The 21,754-nt window shown below is 72.1% G+C and carries 22 protein-coding genes and 1 pseudogene; 12 read left to right on the top strand and 11 right to left on the bottom strand.

Features of this window, described 5'->3' with window-relative positions; genetic code table 11:
• Window positions 1-211: 211 nt before the first annotated feature.
• Complete coding sequence (locus ACFRCG_RS33055) at window positions 212-466, top strand: acyl carrier protein (protein WP_380038291.1); 255 nt, start codon at window positions 212-214, stop codon at window positions 464-466.
• A gap of 99 nt (window positions 467-565) precedes the next feature.
• Here the strand turns inward: ACFRCG_RS33055 and ACFRCG_RS33050 are convergent, their stop codons facing one another.
• Window positions 566-934 (bottom strand): transposase, encoded by a 369-nt coding sequence (locus ACFRCG_RS33050; protein WP_380038289.1) that lies wholly within the window; start codon window positions 932-934, stop codon window positions 566-568.
• 171 nt (window positions 935-1,105) lie between these two features.
• On the opposite strand from ACFRCG_RS33050, the gene ACFRCG_RS33045 reads away from it, so the two are divergent.
• Window positions 1,106-1,501 carry a Rid family hydrolase gene (locus ACFRCG_RS33045; RefSeq protein ID WP_380038287.1) on the top strand — a complete coding sequence of 132 codons (396 nt, stop codon included), beginning with the start codon at window positions 1,106-1,108 and terminating at the stop codon, window positions 1,499-1,501.
• 62 nt (window positions 1,502-1,563) lie between these two features.
• On the opposite strand, the gene ACFRCG_RS33040 is transcribed toward ACFRCG_RS33045, so the two are convergent.
• Window positions 1,564-2,862 carry a hypothetical protein gene (locus ACFRCG_RS33040; RefSeq protein ID WP_380038285.1) on the bottom strand — a complete coding sequence of 433 codons (1,299 nt, stop codon included), beginning with the start codon at window positions 2,860-2,862 and terminating at the stop codon, window positions 1,564-1,566.
• A gap of 277 nt (window positions 2,863-3,139) precedes the next feature.
• Window positions 3,140-3,601 carry a hypothetical protein gene (locus ACFRCG_RS33035; protein ID WP_380038283.1) on the bottom strand — a complete coding sequence of 154 codons (462 nt, stop codon included), beginning with the start codon at window positions 3,599-3,601 and terminating at the stop codon, window positions 3,140-3,142.
• Between the two features lie 280 nt (window positions 3,602-3,881).
• Here ACFRCG_RS33035 and ACFRCG_RS33030 point away from each other — a divergent pair, with 280 nt between their 5' ends.
• Window positions 3,882-4,994: a porin PorA family protein gene (locus tag ACFRCG_RS33030; RefSeq protein ID WP_380038281.1), complete on the top strand. Its 1,113-nt coding sequence runs from the start codon at window positions 3,882-3,884 to the stop codon at window positions 4,992-4,994.
• Window positions 4,995-5,062: 68 nt separating this feature from the next.
• Here ACFRCG_RS33030 and ACFRCG_RS33025 read toward each other — a convergent pair whose 3' ends face one another.
• The gene (locus ACFRCG_RS33025; protein ID WP_380038279.1) at window positions 5,063-5,953 is read right to left on the bottom strand and encodes a LysR family transcriptional regulator; all 891 of its coding nucleotides are present in this window, start codon (window positions 5,951-5,953) and stop codon (window positions 5,063-5,065) included.
• Window positions 5,954-6,037: 84 nt separating this feature from the next.
• Here ACFRCG_RS33025 and ACFRCG_RS33020 point away from each other — a divergent pair, with 84 nt between their 5' ends.
• From ACFRCG_RS33020 to ACFRCG_RS32995, 6 genes are all read left to right on the top strand, one after another.
• Entirely contained in the window at window positions 6,038-7,060 is a 1,023-nt protein-coding gene (locus ACFRCG_RS33020) for a threonine/serine dehydratase (RefSeq protein ID WP_380038277.1), read from the top strand.
• Window positions 7,061-7,374: 314 nt separating this feature from the next.
• A complete protein-coding gene (locus tag ACFRCG_RS33015; RefSeq protein WP_078979967.1) occupies window positions 7,375-8,046 on the top strand; it encodes a FadR/GntR family transcriptional regulator in 672 nt (223 codons plus the stop codon).
• 418 nt (window positions 8,047-8,464) lie between these two features.
• Complete coding sequence (locus ACFRCG_RS33010) at window positions 8,465-9,856, top strand: L-fuconate dehydratase (RefSeq protein WP_380038275.1); 1,392 nt, start codon at window positions 8,465-8,467, stop codon at window positions 9,854-9,856.
• Window positions 9,853-10,611, top strand: a complete 759-nt coding sequence (locus ACFRCG_RS33005; protein WP_380038273.1) for an SDR family NAD(P)-dependent oxidoreductase — start codon at window positions 9,853-9,855, stop codon at window positions 10,609-10,611. Before ACFRCG_RS33010 ends, ACFRCG_RS33005 begins: the two co-directional genes overlap by 4 nt.
• Window positions 10,612-10,994: 383 nt before the next feature.
• Window positions 10,995-11,957 carry an aldo/keto reductase gene (locus ACFRCG_RS33000; protein ID WP_380038271.1) on the top strand — a complete coding sequence of 321 codons (963 nt, stop codon included), beginning with the start codon at window positions 10,995-10,997 and terminating at the stop codon, window positions 11,955-11,957.
• A gap of 90 nt (window positions 11,958-12,047) precedes the next feature.
• The gene (locus ACFRCG_RS32995; RefSeq protein WP_380038269.1) at window positions 12,048-12,788 is read left to right on the top strand and encodes an SDR family NAD(P)-dependent oxidoreductase; all 741 of its coding nucleotides are present in this window, start codon (window positions 12,048-12,050) and stop codon (window positions 12,786-12,788) included.
• Here ACFRCG_RS32995 and ACFRCG_RS32990 read toward each other — a convergent pair.
• A complete protein-coding gene (locus ACFRCG_RS32990; RefSeq protein WP_380038267.1) occupies window positions 12,778-13,227 on the bottom strand; it encodes a MerR family transcriptional regulator in 450 nt (149 codons plus the stop codon). The two genes, ACFRCG_RS32995 and ACFRCG_RS32990, sit on opposite strands and share 11 nt — an antisense overlap.
• 28 nt (window positions 13,228-13,255) lie before the next feature.
• Here ACFRCG_RS32990 and ACFRCG_RS32985 point away from each other — a divergent pair, with 28 nt between their 5' ends.
• Both ACFRCG_RS32985 and ACFRCG_RS32980 read left to right on the top strand, forming a co-directional pair.
• Window positions 13,256-14,086, top strand: coding sequence for a methyltransferase domain-containing protein (locus ACFRCG_RS32985; protein ID WP_380038265.1), 831 nt, complete (start codon window positions 13,256-13,258; stop codon window positions 14,084-14,086).
• A 102-nt stretch (window positions 14,087-14,188) separates the two neighbouring features.
• A complete protein-coding gene (locus tag ACFRCG_RS32980) occupies window positions 14,189-14,794 on the top strand; it encodes a short chain dehydrogenase (RefSeq protein WP_380038263.1) in 606 nt (201 codons plus the stop codon).
• Window positions 14,795-14,956: 162 nt separating this feature from the next.
• On the opposite strand, the gene ACFRCG_RS32975 is transcribed toward ACFRCG_RS32980, so the two are convergent.
• Window positions 14,957-15,616, bottom strand: coding sequence for a hemerythrin domain-containing protein (locus ACFRCG_RS32975; protein ID WP_380038261.1), 660 nt, complete (start codon window positions 15,614-15,616; stop codon window positions 14,957-14,959).
• Window positions 15,617-15,905: 289 nt separating this feature from the next.
• Between ACFRCG_RS32975 and ACFRCG_RS32970 the strand changes: the two genes are divergently transcribed.
• Window positions 15,906-16,193 carry a hypothetical protein gene (locus ACFRCG_RS32970; protein ID WP_380038259.1) on the top strand — a complete coding sequence of 96 codons (288 nt, stop codon included), beginning with the start codon at window positions 15,906-15,908 and terminating at the stop codon, window positions 16,191-16,193.
• Between the two features lie 84 nt (window positions 16,194-16,277).
• On the opposite strand, the gene ACFRCG_RS32965 is transcribed toward ACFRCG_RS32970, so the two are convergent.
• The 5 genes and pseudogenes from ACFRCG_RS32965 to ACFRCG_RS32945 all read right to left on the bottom strand — a co-directional run.
• Complete coding sequence (locus ACFRCG_RS32965; protein ID WP_380038257.1) at window positions 16,278-17,603, bottom strand: hypothetical protein; 1,326 nt, start codon at window positions 17,601-17,603, stop codon at window positions 16,278-16,280.
• A 79-nt stretch (window positions 17,604-17,682) separates the two neighbouring features.
• A complete protein-coding gene (locus tag ACFRCG_RS32960; RefSeq protein WP_380038255.1) occupies window positions 17,683-19,005 on the bottom strand; it encodes a nucleotidyl transferase AbiEii/AbiGii toxin family protein in 1,323 nt (440 codons plus the stop codon).
• Between the two features lie 47 nt (window positions 19,006-19,052).
• Window positions 19,053-19,598 carry a GNAT family N-acetyltransferase gene (locus ACFRCG_RS32955; protein ID WP_380038253.1) on the bottom strand — a complete coding sequence of 182 codons (546 nt, stop codon included), beginning with the start codon at window positions 19,596-19,598 and terminating at the stop codon, window positions 19,053-19,055.
• Window positions 19,599-19,688: 90 nt separating this feature from the next.
• Entirely contained in the window at window positions 19,689-21,125 is a 1,437-nt protein-coding gene (locus ACFRCG_RS32950; protein WP_380038251.1) for a GuaB1 family IMP dehydrogenase-related protein, read from the bottom strand.
• A 497-nt stretch (window positions 21,126-21,622) separates the two neighbouring features.
• Window positions 21,623-21,754: pseudogene (locus ACFRCG_RS32945) on the bottom strand (IS3 family transposase); the annotation flags it as partial.

The following is a 21,754-nucleotide window of genomic DNA, read 5'->3' as shown; positions in this document are numbered from 1 at the left end:
CGCCGAGCCGATTGTGTCCTACCGCCGGAACCGGGGCGCCGACTAGCGTTTCCTCCGGTACGACGGGAGCCGATGCCGTCGATCGGCGGCCTCGGAGCCCGGTCGACGGGCCGGCCCGGACCGTTCTCGCCGTCGGCCGCCACGCCCGTGCCCGTTCACCGCCCCCTCTCTCCGTCGGGGACACATCCATGACCCGCCAAGGAGCCACGCCATGTCCGTCAACGCCGCTCTTCTGGACGAGATCGTCGATCAGACCGCCCGACTCATCTCCCTCGACGTGACCCGGATCGACCCCGACGACACCTTCGCCGAACTGGGCGTGGACGCGACCCTCGCGATCGAGTTCGCGGACGTGCTCGGCAAGCGGTACGGCATCTCCGTCGCGCCGGCGACGATCCTGGCACGGGTCACACCCAGCGGCCTCGCCGAGTTCGTCGACCAGGTGCGCGCGGGGGGCGCGGCCTGATCGCGGGGCGGGCGACCGGCGATCGCCCACCGCGCTCGGCACGCGCGGACACGCCGTCGCGTCCGGACAGGAAGGCGCGGGGCCACCACGGGCCGGGCATCACGGCGCCGCCGACTCGTCCCCCCGCTCGACCCGCGCACCGGCCGCCCGGGTCCCGAGCGCCGCGTCGACCTCGATCAGCCAGTCCAGATTGCCGTTCGGGTCGGGACAGTGTTGGAGCCGGGTCAGGATGCGATGCCAGGTGCCGTCGTTGCCCCACACGGTGTACCGGTGATAGACGGTCCGCCACGGCCCGAACCGCTCCGGCAGTTCCCACCACGCACACCGGCGCTCGTGTTTCCAGGCCACCGCGTCGATCACGGCCCGCCGATCGAGCCACCGGCCGCCCCGCCGCCGCCGCGCCCGTTCCGGCAGCAGAGGCTCCACCAGCGCCCACTGACCATCCGTCAGCCCATCCCAACGACCCACACCCCACCAACGACGCGCCCACCCATCCGACACGGCACCGATGCGGGGATCTCGGACCGGGCGGCGTGTTCGGTGGGGGTGAGCATGGAAGTTGGTTAAAGTCGATGGGGCAATTTGCACCGTTTAGCCGGCTTTTGCCAACCTCCGGGCTCATGGGCGAAGGATGATGCGATGCACAGGCAGGACATCGGACCTCGAATGTTCGGCGATCGACTCGGCTACAACCGGGCCGTCTCGGTGGACCGACCTGATCGATGGCTGGTGTTGGCCGGTCACGAATCCCGCGGGCCCGACGGTGCGATCGTGCATGTACGGGATCTGCGCGGCCAGATCGAGACCACCTTCGACCGAATCGCCGAAACACTCGACGAGGCCGGCTTCACCTTCACTGACGTCGTGCAACTGCGCTACTTCGCGCTCGACGTCGCCGCCGTCGTCGGCCACTTCGACGTGATCACCACCCGCCTGGAACGAGAGAACTGCCGCCCGGCCACGGTCCTGGTCGGCGTCACCGCCCTCTCCGACCCGGACATGCTGATCGAAATCGAGGGCCTGGCCGTTCGGTAGGGTCGGCCCCGGTCCGGGAGCCGAACGACTCCCGGACCGAACCCGACCGCCGCCGTTCACCGTCACCCGTACAGGGCGCCCGCCTCCTCGAGGTCCGCGACACCCTCGGCCGCCCGACCCACTGTGGCCAACAGCAGGGCATGGTCGGTCAGGGCACGGACCAGCAACGGCGTACCGGCTTCCGGATCGGCGACGGCCAACGCCCGCGCGTGGTCGACGGCCTTGGCGAAGGCCGGCAACAACCGATCGATCACGTCCGCCCGCCGCATGTACGCGAACGCGGCCCGGACGTTGAGCCGACGTTCGAGCACGAGGCGTTCGGCGGCGCCGGTCGTCGACGCGTCGAGCGCACCACGAAGCGCGGTTTCGGCGTTGACGTACCGATCCAGGCGCGTCGGCGACCAGTGGTCGCGAGTCGTGGCGTGCGCGACATCCGCCGGCTCGTCGGCGGCGCCGAAGGCGGCCGGGTGGTGGGCGAGTCGGTCGTGGCGCAGGCCGTGCACCGAACCGCGGAACGACCCACGGGCCGGGCCCCGAACCAGGCCCGAATCGACACCTCGGCGATACACCTTCACGGCACGCGCGAACACCGCCCGCCCCTCCGCACGCCGTTGCGCGGCGGCCGACAGGTGGGCGCCGTAGAGCAGGATCGGCACCCGACGGTCGTCCGGCGTGGCGTCGACAGCGACGGCGGGGTCGCTGTCGCCGTCATCGCGGTTGCCGCCGCCACCGAGCAGTGGGGCGTACACCTCCGCCGCCTCGGCAAAGCGGCCGCGCGTGGCGAGGTGGCCCGCGTAGGCGGTGACGTACCAGTGCCGGTCGGCCGTCGACCGGTAGTCCCGCCGCGGCCCGGCCGCGACCGCGACCGCCTCGGCGAACAACGACTCGGCCTCGTCGTCCCGTCCGTCCTCGACCAGTCCGACGGCGAGTTCCAGGAGCGCCTCGGCCAGGGCCCGGCGGTCACCCCTTCCGGCGCGGGCGAGCGCGACGAGTTCGCGTCGGACGGCAAGTGCCTCCCGGCGCCGCCCGTAGCGGTACAGCGCCCATTGGTGGGTGGCCAGCAGTCCCCGCAATACCGCGTCGCGGTCCCGGTGTTCGGCCGGATCCAACCCCCGGCACAACTCGATCGCCTCGGTCAGCCGCCCGAGGGCGAGCCCCATGTCGGCCCCGTGCCGGGCGAAGACGTGCCCGGTCGTGTGCAACGCCACGGCCAACCGTCGCGCGTAGTGGCGCGGCCCGTCGACCTCCCCCAACACCCGGTAGATCCCGACCAATCGCTCCGCCGACAACCGCTCGACGTCGAACAGCGCGACTCGCGCACGAGCCACCACATCGGCATTCGCCACATGCACCCCTGTCATTCGTGTCCACCCCGTCGCGCCACTCGGCACGACGCCACAACGCGCCCCGGAAACGCGCATGCCGCCGAAACCCCCGGACTCCCCCGGCGGCTCGATCGATCCGACATGTACGAACACCCGATGCCGCGCCCGTCCCCGGCGGCTCGTTGTCGCGGAACCGTACAGCGAGCGATGCGTCTTCAGGCTGTACGCAAATTCCCATAAGGTAAGGGCGTATCAACCCCCGGCGCCCCGAGAGCCGCGCCGGCCCTCGGGCTTCGACCGGTAGCCGGCGGCGTCAGGGCACCTGGCGGAGGTAGAGAGCACCGCACGTGTGGCAGACGGGGTGGATGGTGCCCCATTCGAGATCCGACCTGGTTTCGGCGTGCGGCCGGAGGGCGCGGCCACACAGGGCGTCGGTGCCGGCGTCGCGGATCATGTGCCAGAGCTTGACCGGGGTGGCGGTGTCGTCCCCGGCGGCTCCGGCGGGTGCTGCCGATTCGACGTATTCGGCGCACAGTTCGTAGACCACGAGCATGATCGCACCACCTCTGCGGGGCTCGGTCGGATTGAACGGCTCACCCTTTCGTCCACTTTTGCACATCGCGACCCGGCGGACGACCAAGAGTTGTTCATGTTTCCGATGGGGCGTCAAGAATGGCCTCTGACCTGGGACTTGCATGGCGAGCTGCAACAGACTCTGCATGAAGGCACGTTCGGGGAATTGCAGCGACACCTGCAGCGCCACTTGCAGCGGCACTCGCAACGCACCTTGCCACGACACATGTAGCGGCACTCACAGCGCCGACCACAACGGCAACCGCAACGGCGGCTCGGCGAAAGCGGGTTCAAGTGAGGCGCGCGACAACTTGCACGCCCGATATACCACGAACCAACCGTACTGAGGCAGGAATCGTGGTATCTGGCGCAATCCGTGGCGAATCCTGGTGGGGTACGGGCCAACAGGTCGCGTGCGCCGACGCGACGGGGGGACATCCGGCCCTCCCGGGGCCATCTGGCGACCTGCGGAGGCTGGTCTGATGAGAAAGACGTCCTGGTATCTCGGTGCCGCCGCCACATTGCTGGTGACGGCGAGTGCGGTGACCCGGTTCGCCGTGCTGCCCGCCGTGCACCAGGTGCCCGACGACGCCGACTTCACGATGCACTTCGCCGGCGGCATGACCATGTTGGATCCCCAGGCGTTGCAGGCGGGCAATCTGTCGGGGGCCATCGTGCGCGACCTGCCGGTGAAGGTGGACCGGCACGTGCACGCCGTGCACACCTCCGGTTCGACGATCGTGCTGAGCGACCGGACCGTGGTGTCCGGGCCGCAGAAGCAGACCCTGACCGATGTGGACAACCGCTGGGCGGTGGACCGCAAGACGCTGCTGGAGCGGTCCACTCCCGAGGGTGTCCGCGCCAATCCGCACAAGGGTCTGACCGCAGGCTTCCCGTTGGAGCCGAAGAAGAAGAACTATCCGTTCTGGGACTCGCCGACCCGGACCACCGTCCCGGCCACGTACATCCGCACCGAACAACGCGCCGGCCGCGAGACGTACGTGTTCTCGATCCGCACGAGCGGCCCGCTCGCCGATCCGGACACGCTGCGCTCGCTGCCGCCCGCGATGCCCAAGGCGGCCGTGCAGGGCCTGGCCGGCGTCGCGTTCCCGAATCGGCCCGCCGATCTGACCGGCGGCGCCGATCCCACGCCCCTCGCGTACACGTCGACCACCGACCTCACCGGCTGGGTCGACAGCGAAACGGGCACCACGGTGGACCTCGAATCCACCCAGTCGGTCACCGCGACCGCCGTAACCGCGAACGGCACCCCGACCGAGGTCTTCCCGGTGGTCCGGCTGGAGATGACCACCACGCCGGCCTCGCGCGCGGAGTTGGCAGACATCGCCGCCGACGGCGCGCAGGCCCTGTGGCTGCTCGGCGTCGTGGGTCCGCTGGTCGCGCTGCTCCTCGGCCTGGCACTGCTCGGCTTGGCCGTGTACCTCGAATTCCGGGCCCGGCGGGCACAGCCCGATCCGACCGTCCCGGGGCCGCGCACCGAGGCCGACGCCGACGCCGCTCCCGAGCCGTCACCTGCCGATGCCGACTCGGATGCCGGAACCAACCACAAAACCAACAACGCCTCGACCACCTGAACCACGCCCCCGCAAGCGGCCCGACCCCGGGAAACCCCATCCCGGCGGCCGGGCCGCGTCCCGGCCCATCACCCCTCGGCCAACACCCCCGCCGCCGCGCGGCCCAGTTCCGCGAGCAACGCGGCCGTGGGCGCCGGATCGGGTGCGGCGCCGTGTACCGCCGCGTGCACCAGGCGTACCTGATCGGCCAGCCGCACCGTCCGCACCGCCGCGTTGCGCTGCGCGGCCAGGGCCAGCCCCGGCAGCGTGGTGACCCCGAGGCCGGCGGCGACCAATGCCTGGACGGCGACGTAGTCGTCGGTGGTGAACGCGATGTCGGGGACGAATCCGGCCGCCGCGCACGAGCGGACCAACTGCGTACGGCAACATTCGCAGCCGGTGATCCAGCGCCGCTCGGCGTGGTCCGCGACCCGGTCACCGGCCACGTCGAGCGGCGTGACCAAATGAATCGGCTCGACCAGCAACCGGGTGCGGCGCAGCCCGTCGTCGTCCGCCGGCACCGTACCCGGATGCGCGAACAGCACCGCCACGTCCACCTCGCCGGCCCGCAACAGCCGTACCGCTTCCGGCGGTTCGGCCTCGACGAGGCGCAGTTCGACACCGGGGTGGGCGGCGTCGAACGCGGCGGCGGCGCGCGGGACGAAGGTGCCGAGCGCGGAGGGGAACGCGGCCAGGCGCACCCGGCCCGCGCGCAGCCCGGTATGGGCGGCCAACTCCGCCTCGGCCGCGTCGAGCCGTCCCAGGATCTCCTCGGCCCGCTCGGCCAGCATGCGCCCGGCGTCGGTCAACCGGATCCCGCGCCCCACCCGCTGGATCAGCCGACCGCCGGTCTCCGCCTCCAGGCGCGACAGGTGGTGGCTGATCGAGGGCTGCGCGTACCCGAGCGCCCGGGCCGCGTCGGTGACCGACCCGTAGCGGGCGACGGCGGCGAGCACACGCAGTCGGGTGACGTCGAGCATGCGGCCAATATATCGATGCCATCGATGGATGACCCATAAAAGTGGCATTGGACCGATGAATCGGCAACACCGGAGGATGGCCCCATGACAGCCGACCCGACCGCTCCCCCTCCGGCCCCCACTCCCCGGCCCACGCCCACACCGCCGCCCCCTCCCTCCTTCGCCGACATCCTCGCCGCCCGCGATCTCCTCGCCGGTCATCTCCCACCGACCCCGATGTGGTCCTATCCCGCGCTCGACGCGGCCACCGGCGCCGAGGTGTACGTCAAACACGAGAACGTGCAGCCGGTCGGCGCCTTCAAGGTGCGGGGCGGCCTGACCCTGCTCGCCGGCCTGGACCCGGCGGAACGGGCCCGCGGCCTGGTCACCTACTCGACGGGCAATCACGCGCAGTCGATCGCCTACGCGTGTGCCGCCTTCGGCGTGACCGGCACCGTGGTGATGCCCGCCGGCGCGAACCCGGCCAAGGTGCGGGCGGTGCGCGCGCTCGGGGCGAACGTGGTGCTGCACGGCGCGGACATGGCCGGCGCACAGGGACGGGCCGAGCGGTACGCGGACGAGACCGGCGCCCTCCTCGTCAGCCCCGGCGACACCCCGGCCCTGGTGGCCGGCGTCGGCACCGCGTACCTGGAGATCTGTACCGCCAGACCGGACCTGGACGCGATCGTGGTGCCGATCGGCAGTGGCACCGGCGCCGCGGCCGCCGTCCTCGTGGCCGCCGAACTCGCCCCGAACTGCCGGGTGATCGGCGTACAGTCCGCCGCCGCGCCGGCCGCGCACGACTCCTGGCGCGCCGGCACGTGCGTCACGCGCACCAACACCACCGTCGTGGACGGACTGGCCACCGGCCGCGGATTCGCCCTGCCGCAAAGGCTGCTGCGGCAGGGGCTGGCCGACTTCCTGCTGGTCTCCGACGCGGACATCGCCGTCGCCCAGCGACTGTTCGCCACCCACGCCCACACCCTGGCCGAGGGCGCGGGGGCCGCGGCGCTGGCCGCCGTACTGACCCACCCGGCCCGGTTCGCGGGGCGTCGGATCGCGGTGATGTGCTCCGGGGGCAACGCGTCGCCGGCCGAGATCGCGGCGCTCGGCGCAGGGCACGATTGAGCGATCCCGGACACCCGGACGCATGGCGACGCGATCTCCGGGACCCGCCCGCGGAGTACGCAGGAAGATCGGACGGCTGACGGGGTCCCGGCGCGATACACCGACCGGTACCGGCCGGGACGGCGACCGGATCGCGACGCTGCCGCCCTCGGTACCCGGTTTCCCCGGTCCGGTGGTGCCGCGGATCGGCGCCGGACCCAACCCGATTCGACCCTCCCCGCCCCCGGTCCCGCGCGGGCCGGCGGGCGGCCCTGTCCATGTACGGGCCGACCCGCCATACTGGGGAGTCATCGGATCTCTGGAAGGGTCATCGCGTGGCGGTCACAGACGAAGCCATCGACAAGATCAAGGGCATGATCGTCTCCGGGGAGCTTCAGCCGGGCGAGAAGCTGCCCAAGGAGGCCGACTTGGCCGCGAAGCTCGGCCTGTCCCGGAATTCGCTGCGCGAGGCGGTCAAGGCGCTGTCGCTGATCCAGATCCTCGACGTGCGCCAAGGCGACGGCACCTACGTGACGAGCCTGGAGCCCAATCTGCTCCTCGGCGCGATCTCCTTCGTGGTCGACTTCCACCACGACAAGAGCGTGCTCGACTTCCTCCAGGTACGCCGGATCCTGGAGCCGGCGGCGACCGCGCTGGCCGCCGAGCGGATCGACGCGGAGGGCATCGCCAAGCTGCGGGCGCTCGCGGACGCGCCGAGTCCGGACGCGGGGCACGAGGCGCTGATCGAGCAGGATCTGCGCTTCCATCACGAAATCGCCGTGTTCAGCGGCAACCAGGTGTTGTGCTCGCTCCTCGAGACGTTGTCGAGCCCGACCACACGTGCCCGGATCTGGCGCGGATTGACCGAGGACGACTCGTGGCTGCGCACGATCCGCGAGCATCACTCGATCGTGGACGCCCTGGAGAACCACGACGCGGCGGCGGCGCACGCGTGGTCGACGGTGCACACGAGCGGGGTCGAGCAGTGGCTGCGGCGGATGGCCTGAGTTCCAAAGGCGCGGACAGCCTGCGGGGCGGGCGGTCGGCGGCGCGAGCGGTCGGCGATGCGGCAGGACGAGGGGTCCGGGTTCGGGGTGCGCCGGATGCGCCGGATGCGCCGGAGCCGCGTCGAGCCGTATCCGGCCGGGCGTCGACCCGGCGTCGATGCGGGAGGCGGCGGGTCATTCGGAGTGATCGGCGCCTTTGTCCTCTCGACGAGCATCATTGACCCGATGTATCAGACCTGTTCAAGGATAATTGCAGCATAAACACGGCATTTCCGGGTCAGCCCTCCGATGAATCGTAGACGAGCGACCGGAAACGGGGTATACATCGGATGTCTGATCGTCCTTCACCCCGCTCGGGCGCATTCCCGTTCCCGTGTTCGGCGATCGGGTCGCACGGTCGAGAACCGAGGAGTCGCACGTGATCCCGCACCACTCCGATGATCCGCCCCGGCGGGTCGCCGGCGCCGTCCCCCGCGTCACCGAACTCGTCACCGCGGACATCCGCTTTCCCACCTCGCGGGAACTGGACGGCTCCGATGCGATGAACCCCGACCCGGACTACTCGGCCGCGTACGTGATCCTGCGCACCGACGCGGGCGACGGGCACGAGGGCCACGGGTTCGCGTTCACCATCGGGCGTGGCAACGATGTGCAGGTCGCCGCGATCGAGACGCTGCGCCCCTATGTGGTCGGCCGGCCGCTCGAAGAACTCCTCGACGATCTGGGCGAGTTCTCGCGCGCCCTGATCGGTGACAGCCAACTGCGATGGCTCGGGCCGGAGAAGGGCGTCATGCACATGGCCATCTCGGCCGTGGTCAACGCCGCCTGGGATCTCAAGGCCAAGCGCGCCGGGCAACCGCTGTGGCAGCTGCTGGCGGAGATGAGCCCGGAACGGATCGTCGACCTGGTCGACTTCCGCTACCTGGGCGACGCGCTCACGCGCGAGGAGGCGCTGGAGATCCTGCACCGTGCCGTGCCCGGTCGGGCCGCGCGGGTCGAGACGTTGCGGGCGCAGGGCTATCCCGCCTACACCACGTCGCCCGGCTGGCTGGGCTACGACGACGCCAAGCTCGCCCGGCTGTGCCGCGAGGCGGTGGCCGAGGGCTTCGGTCAGATCAAGCTGAAGGTCGGCGCGGACGTCGAGGACGACGTGCGTCGGTTGCGGATCGCCCGTGCGGCGGTGGGGCCGGACATCCGCATCGCGGTGGACGCCAACCAGCGCTGGGAGGTGGCGGAGGCTATCTCGTGGATGAGCCGGCTCGCCGAGTTCGACCCGCACTGGATCGAGGAACCCACCAGTCCCGACGAAGTCCTCGGCCACGCCGCGATCCGCGCCGCGATCGCCCCGGTCAAGGTCGCCACCGGCGAACACGTACAGAACCGGATCGTGTTCAAGCAGTTGCTCCAGGCCGGGGCGATCGACTTCCTGCAGCTCGACGCGTGTCGGGTCGGCGGGGTCAACGAGAACATCGCCATCCTGCTGCTGGCCGCCAAGTTCGGCGTGCCGGTCTGTCCGCACGCGGGCGGGGTGGGGCTGTGCGAACTGGTCCGGCATCTTTCGATGTTCGACTACGTCGCGGTCAGCGGCACGCTCCAGGACCGGGTCATCGAGTACGTCGACCACCTGCACGAGCACTTCGTCGACCCGGTGGTGATCGAGCGCGGGGCCTACCGCGCGCCCACCGCGCCCGGCTTCTCCGCGACGATGCACCCCGCGTCGATCGACACCTACCGCTACCCGGACGGCCTGTTCTGGATCGCCGACCGGGCGGCCGAACTCGCCGAAACCCATGTCGGAGCCGCCTCGTGAGCACCCATCAGGAATTCGCCGGCCTGCGGGCCCTGGTCACGGGCGGCGCGTCCGGCATCGGCCTGGCCACCGCGCGCCTGCTTGCCGCGCGCGGGGCGGCCGTCGCCGTGCTGGATCGCGACCTCACCGGCCTGCCGGGCGAACTCGGCGGCCACACCGCCGACGTCACCGACGACGCGTCGGTGGTCCGTGCCGTCGAGGCGGTCGGCGTGGCGCTCGGCGGGCTGGACATCCTGGTCAACAACGCCGGCATCGGCGCCGCGGGGACCGTCGCGGACAACGACGACGCGGAGTGGCACCGGGTCCTGGACGTCAACGTGCTCGGCCTGGTTCGGGTCACGCGCGCGTGCCTGCCGTACCTGCGGGCTTCCGCGCATGCGGCGATCGTCAACACGTGCTCGATCGCGGCGACGGCGGGGTTGCCGCAGCGGGCGCTCTACTCGGCGTCCAAGGGCGCGGTACAGGCGCTGACGCTGGCGATGGCGGCCGACCACGTGCGGGAGGGGATTCGGGTCAACTGCGTCAATCCCGGCACGGCCGACACGCCGTGGGTGGGGCGGTTGTTGTCCGCCGCGGCCGATCCCGACGGGGAGCGGGCCGCGCTCAACGCCCGGCAGCCGCTGGGGCGGTTGGTCAGCGCGGAGGAGGTCGCCTACGCGATCTGCACCCTGGCCAGCCCACTCGCTTCCGCGACCACGGGGGCGGCGGTGGCGGTGGATGGCGGTATGCAAGGTTTGCGGTTGCGGCCGTCGTGAGACCGGCGGTTGTCCTCAAACGCCGGACGGGCTGAAATGGTCGGCCCGCTCTCGGAGCTGGGCGAGGCACCCGGCGCGGGCCTGCGGCCGCGTTTGTCCGCAAACGCCGGACGGGCTGAAATGGTCGGCCCGCCCTCGGAGCCAGGCAAGGCACCCGGCGGCGGTTTGCGGACTGACCTTCGGTCAGGTGCGGGTCTGCGGGGCGGGTTGGTCTTGGGGGCCGGGCGGGCTGAGATGGTTGGGTCGTCCTTGGAGCTGGGCGAGGTGCCCGGCGGCGGTTTGTGGACTGGGCTTCGATCGGTGCGGGTCTGCGGGGCGGGCTGGTCTCGGGTGGCGTGGGTGGGTTGGGTTGTCGGGGGTGGGTTGGAACGGGAGGTGTGGTTGTGAAGTTGCGTGTGGTTGGTGGGACCGATGTGTTGGTGAGTGAAGTGGGGCTCGGGGCCGCGCCGTTGGGGAATCTTGGGGCGCCGGTCGACGACGAGACGGCCGGCGCGGTCGTGGATGCCGCCTGGCAGGCCGGGATTCGGTACTTCGATACCGCGCCGCACTACGGCGTCGGGTTGTCCGAGTCCCGGCTCGGGGACGCGCTGCGCGGGCGGCCGCGTGACGAGTTCACCGTTTCGACCAAGGTTGGTCGGCTCCTCGTGGACGACCCCGACGCGCCCACCTCCGGGGAGGGGTTCGTCGACACGCCCACGCGACGCCGAGTACGCGACTACTCGGCCGACGGTGTACGCCGCAGTCTCGAGGCGAGCCTGGACCGGCTCGGGCTGGACCGGATCGACATCGTGCTGATCCACGATCCGGACGAGCACTGGGCCGAGGCCGTCGGCGCCGCGTATCCCGCCCTCGCCGAACTGCGCGCCCAGGGCGTGATCGGCGCGATCGGCGTCGGCATGAACCAGAGCGCGATGCCCGCCCGGTTCGTGGCCGAGACCGACCTCGACTGCGTCATGCTCGCCGGCCGCTACACCCTCCTCGACCGCACCGGCGCCGACCTGCTCGACCTGTGCGCCCGCCGAGGCGTCTCCGTCCTGGGCGCCGGCGTCTACAACAGCGGCCTCCTCGCCAACCCGCGCCCGGGCGCCACCTACGACTACGCGCCCGCCGACGCCGACCTGCTGGCGCGGGCGTTGCGGCTGCGCGAGGTCTGCGAGGCGTACGACGTACCGCTTCGCGCCGCGGCCCTCGGCTTCGTCGCGGCACACCCGGCGGTGGCCACCATCGTGGTCGGCGCCCGGAGCGCGGCCCAGATCACGGACACCGTCGCCCTCGCCGCCGAGCGCATCCCCGACGAACTGTGGGAGGAGCCGGCCATCCTGTCAGGGGCGTCGGGCGGGACCTGATCAAACACGTTTGACGCCGGTCGGAGCGGGCGAAATGCCAGGGCGGTTTTCCGCCGGCTCCGCGGAGGGGGGTCGGCCAGGCTTGGGGACATGAACGAGATCCAAGGAAAAGTCGCGTTGGTCACCGGTGGCAGCCGAGGCATCGGGGCCGCGTCGGTGCGGGCGCTGGCCGCGCACGGAGTCGACGTGGCGTTCACCTACCGGTCCGACGTCGACGCGGCGGCGGGTGTGGTGGAGCAGGTGAAGGCGTTGGGACGGCGGGTGTTGGCGATCCGCGCCGACGCCGTGGACACGGACGCGGTGGTCGCGGCCGTGGACGAGACGGTCGCCACGTTCGGCCGGTTGGACATCCTGCTGAACAACGCGGCGGTGTTCCGGCTCGGCCCGATCGAGGAGTTGGGCGCGGCCGAGCTGAACGAGACGCTCGCGGCCAACGTGAGTGCCCCGTACCTGGCTTCGCGTGCGGCGGCCGGACACATGGTCGACGGTGGCCGGATCATCACCATCGGCAGCAACGTCGCCGGGCGGACCCCCTTCCCGGGCTTCACCCTGTACACGCTGAGCAAGGCCGCGGTGGTCGGCATGACCAAGGGCCTGGCCCGGGACCTGGGACCGCGCGGGATCACGGTCAATGTGATCCAGCCCGGCCCGACCGACACCGACCTCAACCCCGCCGACGGCCCGAACGCCGAGGGCGTGCGCGGCCACACCGCGCTCGGGCGCTTCGCGTCCACGGACGAGATAGCCCGCACCGTCGTGTACCTGGCCGGTCCCGGCGGCGACTACGTCACCGGCACCGCGATCGAAGTGGACGGGGGATTCAACATCTGAGCGCTGCCTCGTGACAGCCGGCCCGGGCCGCGCCCGGGCCGGCGTCGGTGAGCGCGTCCCGGAAGTGCGGGCAGTGGGTCGGGTCGTCGTGGGTGCAGGACAGGGCGCACGTGACCAGGTCCAACGCGGCGCGGGTGCGGGCGAGTTCGGCCGCCAAGGCGGCCTGGCGGCGGCGAAGGGTGGCTCGGCGGGCGTGCGGGTCGGCGTCGGCGAGCAGGGCCGCGATGTCGTCCAGGGGCAGGCCGGCCTCCTTGGCGCGCAGGATGACGGCGATCCGTTCGGCGTCCGCCTCGCCGTAGCGGCGGCGGCCTGCTCCGTCGCGGTCGGGGCGGAGCAGGCCGACGTGTTCCCAGTGGCGCAGTACGTGTGCGGCGAGTCCGAAGCGGGCGGCCGTATCGCCGATGGCGAGGGTCGGTCCGGGGTCGGGGGTTGACTTCATGTCGTCATTAAGTCGCACGGTGGTCGGCATGACCAGTACGAACCGGTCGGGCCCCGACGCCCGCCCCGATACGCCGACCACCGAACCCGACCACGGCCTCCTCGCCCGCCTCGACGCCGTGGACGCGCGGCCCGAGGCGGTACGACTGCGTGCCCGTACCTATGCGCTGCTCGCCGAAGCCGGCGGCGATGTCGATGGCGATGGCGACGGGGGCGCCCCATCCGGGCCGGTCCTGGACGTCGGCTGCGGCGCCGGGCTCGCGGTCGCCGAATTGGCCGCACGCGGGGTACGGGCGGTCGGCCTGGACCTCGATCCCCGGATGCTCGCGGCGGCCGAACTCCGTCATCCGACCGGCGAGTTCCGGCGCGGCGACGCCCACGCGCCGCCCTTCGCCGACGGGTCGTTCGGCGGCTACCGGGCGGACAAGGTCCTGCACGAATCGGCCGACCCGGCGGCCGTGGTGGCCGAGGCCCGGCGGGTGTTGCGACCGGGCGGGCGGATCGTACTCACCGGGCAGGACTGGGACACCATCCTCGTCGACGCCGCCGACCCGGCGCTCACCCGCACCCTGGTACACGCCCGCGCCGACCGTGTCCCCGGCCCCCGAACCGCCCGCCGCTACCGGGCCCTGCTGCTCGACGCGGGGTTCCGGGACGTCCGGGTCGAGGTGGATACGTGGGTGGTGGTGGACGGTTCCCTGCTTCCCCTGCTCGTCGGCCTGGCCGAATCGGCTCGGGCGCACGGCACGATCACCGCCGACCGGTGCCGCGCCTGGATCGCCGACCAACACGAACGCGCGGACGCGGACCGCTCGTTCGTGGCCGTCCCGATGTTCGTCGCGGCCGGCACCCGTCTCTGAACCCTCGCAACCCCGGGCCGGTCTTATCCGTCGTTTGCCCATCCCCGGCGAACCGGCGAGGATCGCAGCGGTATTCGTTCGTATCCCGCGTCGGAGGTCGTCGTGAAGGTCCTCGTGGTCGGTGCCACCGGCACTCTCGGTGCCGCGGTCACCACATTGCTCGCCACTCGACACGACGTGGTCACCGCGTCGCGGACGGGGCGCACCGACGTGGCGGTGGACATCACCGACCCGGCGTCGATCGCGGCGATGTACGAACAGGTCGGCCGCGTCGACGCGGTCGCCTGTACCGCCGGCAGTGTGCCGTTCAAGGAGATCGGCGACCTCGCGCGCGAGGACACCGTGAGCGCGGCGCTGAACAAGCTGCTCGGACAGGTCGAACTGGTCCGTCGCGGCCTCGACGCGGTCGCGGACAACGGCTCGTTCACGCTGATCACCGGCATCCTGGCGGGCGAGCCGGTCCGCACCGGATCGATGTCCTCGATGGCCAACGGCGGCGTCGACGCGTTCGTCCGGGGCGCGGCCGTCGAACTCCCGCGCGGGTTGCGGATCAACTCGGTCAGCCCGACGGTGTTCACCGAGTCCGCCGAGATCTACGACGCGATCTTCCCCGGCTTTCCCCCGGTCGACGTGTCCGCCGCCGCGCTCGCCTACCGACGCTCCATCGAAGGCGTGCAGACGGGGCAGACGTTCCGCGTGGGCTGGTAGCCGACGGCGTGGTGCGTACGACGGTCCGGGGACCGTTGGGGTGGGTGTACCGCCCTGGCCGGGTGGGGTCCGGATCACCGCCGTGATCCGGAGCCGCACCCGGTCGATCGGCATGGGCCCTGGTGGGTGTCGGGGGGCTGCGGCACCGGTGCGGGGTGTGGGTCATGCGGCGGTGGAGCCGTTCTTCGGGCCCCAGATGTCGCGGGCGGCGTAGGCCGGCTTCCATTCGGCGTGGTAGGCGGCGCGGACCGGTTCGGGCAGCACGCCGAGGGCGATCGCGATGTGTTCGTCGCTCGCGCCCCGGAGGAGCCAGGGGAGGTATTCGGCGGTGCCCGGCCCGATCCGTACCTGGTGCTCGGCGCCGAATCGCCGGAGCAGTTCGGGCGTGCAGTGCTCGTCGACGATCGCCAGGGCCTCGTCCTCCTCGTGCGTGAGGTGCCCGCCGAGGCCGCCGACCAGGCGCTCGACGATCATCGCCAGGCGTTCCGGGCCGCCCTCGCGGTCCGCCAGCGCGGCGTCGACGGCGTTCAGGCCGGGGTCGACGATCGCGTGCTCCGTCTCCATCGCGTCGATCACCGCGAGCTGGTCCGGCAGGTTCCGGGTGGCCGACCGGATCGCGGGCCACAACACGTCGTCCTCGGCGCCGTGGTGCACGTGCAGGTACCGCTTGAACAGCTCCCAGCCGACCGACGCCTGGAGGATCACCCGGGGATCGTCCGCGGCCTCGGCGGTGATCCGCGCGATCTGTTCCAGTTGGCGGCGAAGCGCGTCGTGGAAGATGAACATCATCGACATATCGTTCTTGAAGGACTTGCCGGTCATGCTGTGCTCCGATTCGCGATCTGCCGACCTCGGCTGCGGCGCGCGGCGATGCGTGGTCCCGCGGCGTTGCCGCCGGGTGCCTCGCCGGTGCGATCGGCTCGTTGTCGTCGGCTCGTGGTCGGCGGCCCGTTGCCGCCCGACACCTCACTGACGGATGCGAATCGGGGATTGTGACCGATCGCGGCCGGATATTTTTCCGGGGCCTCGGACGGGTCGGGTAGGCCGGTCGAGGCGGTGGGCGGGGCCGGTCGGGGCGGGTGGTGTCCGTCCTGTCGGACATCATGGGGGGATGAACACACACCGCCCACGAGGCACCTGCGGAGTGTGCGGGCGTCGGGTCGCGGTGACCGAGACGCACGCGGTCTGGCGGCACGACGATCCCGGACACGTGCGGGCCGGCGACGCGCCGATCTCCTGCCGGGGGTCCTGGACGCCCGCCGCCGAGCGGGCGCACGACCTGCTCGACGGGCACGAGCAGCTGGTCCTGCTCGGCGCCGAGACGGAAGCGGAGCGGGATCGGGAGGGGTCGGACGGCGAGCCGACCGCAGTCTCCGCCGGGCACTCCTCCGCTCGGTGAGATGATCCGGGCCGGACGCCGATGGGCGCTCGGGGGCGGGCGGTCGGCCGTCGGCGAACCCACCCGATCCGGGCCGGCCGTCGATCAGCCGACCGCGCCCGCCCGATCCCTCGTCACCGCGCCTGCGGTGGCCAGGAGTTCCGGGATGGTGCCGGCGAAGTCCGGGAACAGCCGCAGCGCGACGATCCACGCCTCCACGTCCGTCCCCAGATAACGGTCGGCCAGCAGGTACGCCCGGGCACGTGGCGCGCCCGACGCCCAACGGTCCGGGGACGTACGTCCGTCGGTGCCGGCGAGGATCGACAACGCCACCGCCGCCGGGCGGGCGTGGTCCAGTACGTCGGCGCCGGTCAGCCGGCCGGCGGCCAGTGCCGCGTGCAGCCACGGTCGGTCGTCGCGGCTCGACCGCGGCAGACCCTGGGCCAACAGCGCGATCAGCAACTCGTGTGGGCAGTCCGGCAGTTCGGCCAGCCGTGCATGCAGCGCGGCGGGCAGCGAGGTGGTTCGGTGCGCCCGGATCAGCTCCGGCCACGGAATCGCGCCGCCGTCGTCGAGGATCCCGTCGACCCGGTCGGGCTGCTCGGAGTCGTCGCCCGCGCACAGGAACTCCACGATGTGCTCCGGGGCTTCCGACTCGGCCAAGCGCGCGTCGAGGACGGCGCGGCCGTCGTGGCGCCCCAGGGCCTCCTCGATCTCGGCCCGCGCCTCGGCCGGGAAGTGGGCCTCGGCGAGTACGCGGCGCACCTCGTCCCGGCCGTGCCGCGCCCACACCCCGAGGATCAGCCGCAGTCGGCCGGCCTCGGTGCGCAGCGGCAGGCGGTTGACCACGATCCGGGCCACCTCGGCGTCGCCCGAGGCCATCCCGGCGGCGAGCCACCGGGCGCAGCGGCCCAGTTCGGCCGCCCACAGCAGTTCGGTGAGCGCCGCGGGCACCGGGCCGACCGTACCGTCGCGACGCACACCCGCGAGCAGCCGGGCACGTTCCGTGCGGTCCAGAACCGGTCCGGCGAACAGGCGGGCATCCACGAGCGGGTCGTCCAGGTCGAGGAGCGCGTCCAGTTCCTCGGCGGTGAGGTCGGTCCGGGCGGCCCGGGCGACGGGGTCGTGCGGCGGGGGGTCGGGGGGTGTGTGGATGGATGGGGCGGCCGGGTCGGCGAAGCCCGCCGGCGCGAACGGGCGCCCGACGGGCGGCTCCGACCGGTCCGCGCGCGCCTCGACGGCTTCGACGGCCTCGACCAGCACCGGATCGCCCCCGGCCCGGACCGCGTCGGCCAACGGCGCCGGCACGCTGGGCAACGAGCGCAGTGCCGCCCCCAGTTCGTCCCCGAGCCGGTCGACGAGCACGGGCACGATGGCGGCATCCGCCAGCGTGAAAACGGCCTTGACCACGGACGGGTCGATGGTGCTCACCGATGGTCCTTCCTGAAGGGTGATCCGAGCGATTCGACGGGCGGTCGGGCGGTCGGGCGGCGGAGGGATGCCGGCCCGGTCAGACCTCTTCCCGCAGCGCCTCCAACGCGTTGCGCACAACATCCGGATTACGCTCGTAGTAGCCGAGTTGGCTCGACCCGTACGGCAGTTCGGCCACATATGCAGCCGCCGCCCGTTCCGGTGTGCAGCGCTCGGGGCCGACCACCTCGCGGATGACCACGATGCTCTCGGTCAGGCCGAGGGCGCGGCTGCGCAGCCACCCCGCCAGCGCCGGCATCCCGCCGTGTGCCGCCTCGCGCCGACCGTCCGGGAGCAGCGGCGCGAGCCACCGCAGTCGCCAGGTGTAGCCGTCGACGGCCGGGCCGCCCGCCTCCTCGGCGAAGACCGGGGTCAGCGCGGTGAGCAGGCGCTCCATGAACTCCTCGGCCGAGCCGCCGAGATGCGGGTACTCCTTGGCGAACTCGCTCCAGTCGGGGTCCTGGTCGACCAGCGCGCTGCGCGCCACCCGCCGGCCGGCCCAGTGCGGTTCCGCCGCGACCAGGGTGGCGTGCAGCAGTTCGGCGCGCAGCGGCGTCGACTCGGCGAGCAGGACCGCGTCGTACAGGTCCTTGCCCTGCGGGTAGGCGTCGGCGATCAGCCACAACAACTTCCAGGCCAGGGACTGCTCGCGGGTGGCGGCCAAAAGGCGGTGCCCGCCGGTGCCGTCGTGCCGGGGCACCTCGGTGTACGCGGCCGGCGAGGGCAGCGTCTCGGAGAAGACGAAGTCGAGTTGCACCGTCCCGGACGGCAGCCCGTCGGCCCGCCAGGGCAACACCAGCCGTCGGCCCGGGACGCGGTCGTAGGTCCAGATCTCGTCGTCGACCGCGCCGGCCGCGTCGATCCGCACCTCGCCCGCCGCGCGCGCGTGCGCCTCGGCGGCACGCCCGATCCCGGCCAACATCCGCTCCGTGCGCGGCTCGGCCAGTTCCCAGGTGGCCGGGACCACGACGAAGTCCAGGTCGCCCGGTTCCCGGGCGGCGTCGCCGTACCACGCGCGGAGCAGCATGCTGCCGCGCAGCACCAGGTGTTCGGCCCACCGGGATTCCGCGATCGCGGCGAGCACGTGGTCGATCGCGCGGCGGCGCGCGGTGTGCCAGCGCTCGGCGGCCTCGGGCGCAGCGAACTGCGGCTCCCCGGCCCGCATCGCGCTGGCGTACTGCTTCAACGCCGGGTCGAACACGGCGCGTTGCACCACCCCGGGGCCCGTCGCCGCCAGCAGCGTGCGGGGCAACTCCTGTTGCTCACGGTCCTGTTCGCTCGGCGGACCCTGCGGGAGCGCCAACCTCTCGTCCCACGGCCCCCACCCGAGGTTGTACCAGTTGTCGTCCTGGTCGCTGGTCATGCCCGCTCCCGCTCGTCGTCTCCGCCGCCGCGCTCCCGCCCGTGTGCTCAGGCCGGATCGGCCGGCTCCGGCGTGCGGTCGGTGATGAGGTCCTTGGCGTACCAGATCTCCGCGTATCGGCAATTGTTGTGCGCCGGCACCTCGACGTAGCCGGTCCTGGTGTACAGGGTGCGCGCCTCGATCAGATCCAGTCGGGTGTCAAGCATGATGCGTTCGGCGCCCAACGCCCTCGCGGCGTCGTCCACGGCGGCCATCAGGCGCCGGCCGCCGCCGGTGCCGCGCACGTCGGGGCGGACGAAGACGCGGGTGAGTTCGGCGGCGCCGTCGGCGCGCAGCCGCACTCCGGCGCAGGCGGCCGGTTCGTCGCCGTACCGGCCCACCAGGAACACCCCTGCGGGCGGCACGAGATCGTCGTGCGTGGTCTCGGCGAGGCCCGCCTCGATCTCGGCGGGGGTGGAGTCGCGGCCCTCGTGCAACCGGTAGTAGCGGTCGCTGACCTCGACGTAGTACTCGCGATGCAGCGCGAGTGCCGCGGGCGAGTCGACCGGGGTGGGCACGATCGTCCAGGTGCCGGTGCGGGTGGCGTGCGTCATGACAAGAGTGTCACCCGGCCGTCAATCCGTTTCGTACGGAGGGGGTCTCGGCGGCGCGCTCCCGGGGCGGAGGTTCGCGCCGCCGACGGCTCACCAGCTCTCGGGCAGCGGTTTGCCCTCCGCGTAGCCCGCCGGGCTCTGCACGCCCAGGATCGCGCGCTCGTGGAACTCGGCGAGGTTGCGGGCGCCCGCGTAGGTGCAGGCGCTGCGCACGCCCGCGCCGATCGAGTCCATCAGGTCCTCGACGCCCGGGCGGACCGGGTCCAGGTACATCCGCGAGGACGAGATGCCCTCCTCGAACAGCGCCTTGCGGGCCCGGTCGAAGGCGGATTCGGTGGCGGTGCGCAGTCGGACCGCGCGGGCCGAGGCCATCCCGAAGCTCTCCTTGTACAGCCTGCCCTCACCGTCGCGGTACGCGTCCCCGGGCGATTCGTAGGTGGCCGCGAACCACGAGCCGACCATCACGTTCGAAGCCCCGGCGGCCAGCGCGAGGGCCACGTCGCGCGGGTACCGGACGCCGCCGTCGGCCCACACGTGTCGCCCCGACCGCGCGGCCTCGGCGGCACATTCGGCGACGGCGGAGAACTGCGGGCGGCCGACGCCGGTCATCATCCGCGTGGTGCACATCGCGCCGGGACCGACGCCGACCTTGACGATGTCGGCGCCCGCGTCGATCAGATCGCGCACGCCCGCCACGGTGACCACGTTGCCCGCGACGATCGGTACGGGCGGGTCGAGCGCCCGTACCGCGCGCAGCGCCTTGAGCATCTGCTCCTGGTGACCGTGCGCGGTGTCCAGGACCAGCGTGTCCACGCCCGCCTCGATCAGGCTCGCCGCCTTGTGCGCCACGTCGTTGGTGATGCCGATCGCGGCGGCCACCCGCAGCCGGCCCGCGGCGTCCACGGCCGGCGTGTACAACGTCGAGCGCAGCGCGCCGGTGCGGGTGAGTACGGCGACCAGTCGGCCGTCGGCGTCCACGATCGGCGCGAGCTTGTGCCGGCCCTCGTGCAGCCGGTCGAACGCCTCGCGCGGGTCGACCCCGTCGGGCAGCGTGAGCAGTTCGGTGGACATCACCCGCGCGAGCTGCGCGAAACGGTCCACCCCCAGACAGTCCGCCTCGGCCACGATGCCCACCGGCCGACCACTCTCGGTCACCACGACCGCCCCATGCGCCCGCTTGGGAAGCAGATTCATCGCCTCGCCGACGGTATCGGTGGGCGACATCGTGATGGGCGTGTCGTACACGAGGTGGCGTTGCTTGACCCAGGCGGTCACCTCGGCGACCACATCCACCGGGATGTCCTGGGGAATCACCGCGAGCCCACCACGCCGCGCAATGGTCTCGGCCATCCGCCGCCCGGCCACGGCGGTCATATTGGCCACCACCACGGGGATGGTGGTCCCGGTCCCATCGGAGGTGGTCAGGTCCACATCGAGCCGCGACCCCACACCGGATCGCGAAGGAACGAGGAAGACGTCACTGTAGGTGAGGTCATGGGGCGGAACCTGATCGTGGAGAAATCTCATGCCGCGGAACGTACCCACCCCGACGGCGGATATCGATCTTCACCACGGACTGCCGCCGGCCACTGGGGGGTTGGGGGCGGGGGGCTGGGGGTTGGGGGCGTGGGGGCTGGGGGCGGGGGGCTGGGGGCGGGGGCTGGGGGCGGGGGCGTGGAGGTTGAGGTTTTGGCTGCGGGTGGCTGGTGCGGGGTTGGCCAGAGTCGGCGGGCCGGCCGCCGCCGGCGTGCGGGGCTGCGAGATTGGGGCTTCCGGCGAGGCGGGCGTGTTGGTCGGCGAAAAAGCGACCTGCAGCGGCGGGCGGGGTGGGTGCTCGGGTCGGGTTCGCCGGGCGTGCGTTCCCGAGTGGGTCGAGTGCTTTCGGCGGGCGTTGCGCTTGCGGCTGCGGGTGGCTGGTGCGGGGCTGGTCAGAGTCGGTGGTGGGCCGCCGCCGGCGTGCGGGGCTGCGAGATTGGGGCTTTTGAGGTGCTCCGCGTTTTCCGGACGCCTTGTTTGCTGTCTTCTTATGCCGCGAGTCTGAGTTCGTCGTGGTCCCGCAGTGCTTCGAGGGGTGTGCGGTATCCCAGAGCGGAGTGGAGTCGTCGGCGATTGTAGAAGCCCTCGATGTATCTGACAACTTCGCGGCGTGCCTTCGC

The sequence above is a fragment of the Embleya sp. NPDC056575 genome, assembly GCF_042793325.1.
Taxonomy (GTDB): domain Bacteria; phylum Actinomycetota; class Actinomycetes; order Streptomycetales; family Streptomycetaceae; genus Embleya.
Note: the sequence above shows the minus strand (reverse complement) of the source record. Positions and strands in the feature narration are given on the sequence as shown.

Bases quoted from the DNA above. Each gene is read 5' to 3' on its own strand.
- ACFRCG_RS32990 (WP_380038267.1), bottom strand. From the start codon at position 13,227: ATGAAGTCAACCCCCGACCCCGGACCGACCCTCGCCATCGGCGATACG.
- ACFRCG_RS33020 (WP_380038277.1), top strand. From the start codon at position 6,038: ATGACAGCCGACCCGACCGCTCCCCCTCCGGCCCCCACTCCCCGGCCC.
- ACFRCG_RS32960 (WP_380038255.1), bottom strand. From the start codon at position 19,005: ATGACCAGCGACCAGGACGACAACTGGTACAACCTCGGGTGGGGGCCG.
- ACFRCG_RS32950 (WP_380038251.1), bottom strand. From the start codon at position 21,125: ATGAGATTTCTCCACGATCAGGTTCCGCCCCATGACCTCACCTACAGT.
- ACFRCG_RS32975 (WP_380038261.1), bottom strand. From the start codon at position 15,616: ATGACCGGCAAGTCCTTCAAGAACGATATGTCGATGATGTTCATCTTC.
- ACFRCG_RS32955 (WP_380038253.1), bottom strand. From the start codon at position 19,598: ATGACGCACGCCACCCGCACCGGCACCTGGACGATCGTGCCCACCCCG.
- ACFRCG_RS32970 (WP_380038259.1), top strand. From the start codon at position 15,906: ATGAACACACACCGCCCACGAGGCACCTGCGGAGTGTGCGGGCGTCGG.
- ACFRCG_RS33030 (WP_380038281.1), top strand. From the start codon at position 3,882: ATGAGAAAGACGTCCTGGTATCTCGGTGCCGCCGCCACATTGCTGGTG.
- ACFRCG_RS32985 (WP_380038265.1), top strand. From the start codon at position 13,256: ATGACCAGTACGAACCGGTCGGGCCCCGACGCCCGCCCCGATACGCCG.
- ACFRCG_RS33040 (WP_380038285.1), bottom strand. From the start codon at position 2,862: ATGACAGGGGTGCATGTGGCGAATGCCGATGTGGTGGCTCGTGCGCGA.
- ACFRCG_RS32995 (WP_380038269.1), top strand. From the start codon at position 12,048: ATGAACGAGATCCAAGGAAAAGTCGCGTTGGTCACCGGTGGCAGCCGA.
- ACFRCG_RS33045 (WP_380038287.1), top strand. From the start codon at position 1,106: ATGCACAGGCAGGACATCGGACCTCGAATGTTCGGCGATCGACTCGGC.
- ACFRCG_RS33055 (WP_380038291.1), top strand. From the start codon at position 212: ATGTCCGTCAACGCCGCTCTTCTGGACGAGATCGTCGATCAGACCGCC.
- ACFRCG_RS33025 (WP_380038279.1), bottom strand. From the start codon at position 5,953: ATGCTCGACGTCACCCGACTGCGTGTGCTCGCCGCCGTCGCCCGCTAC.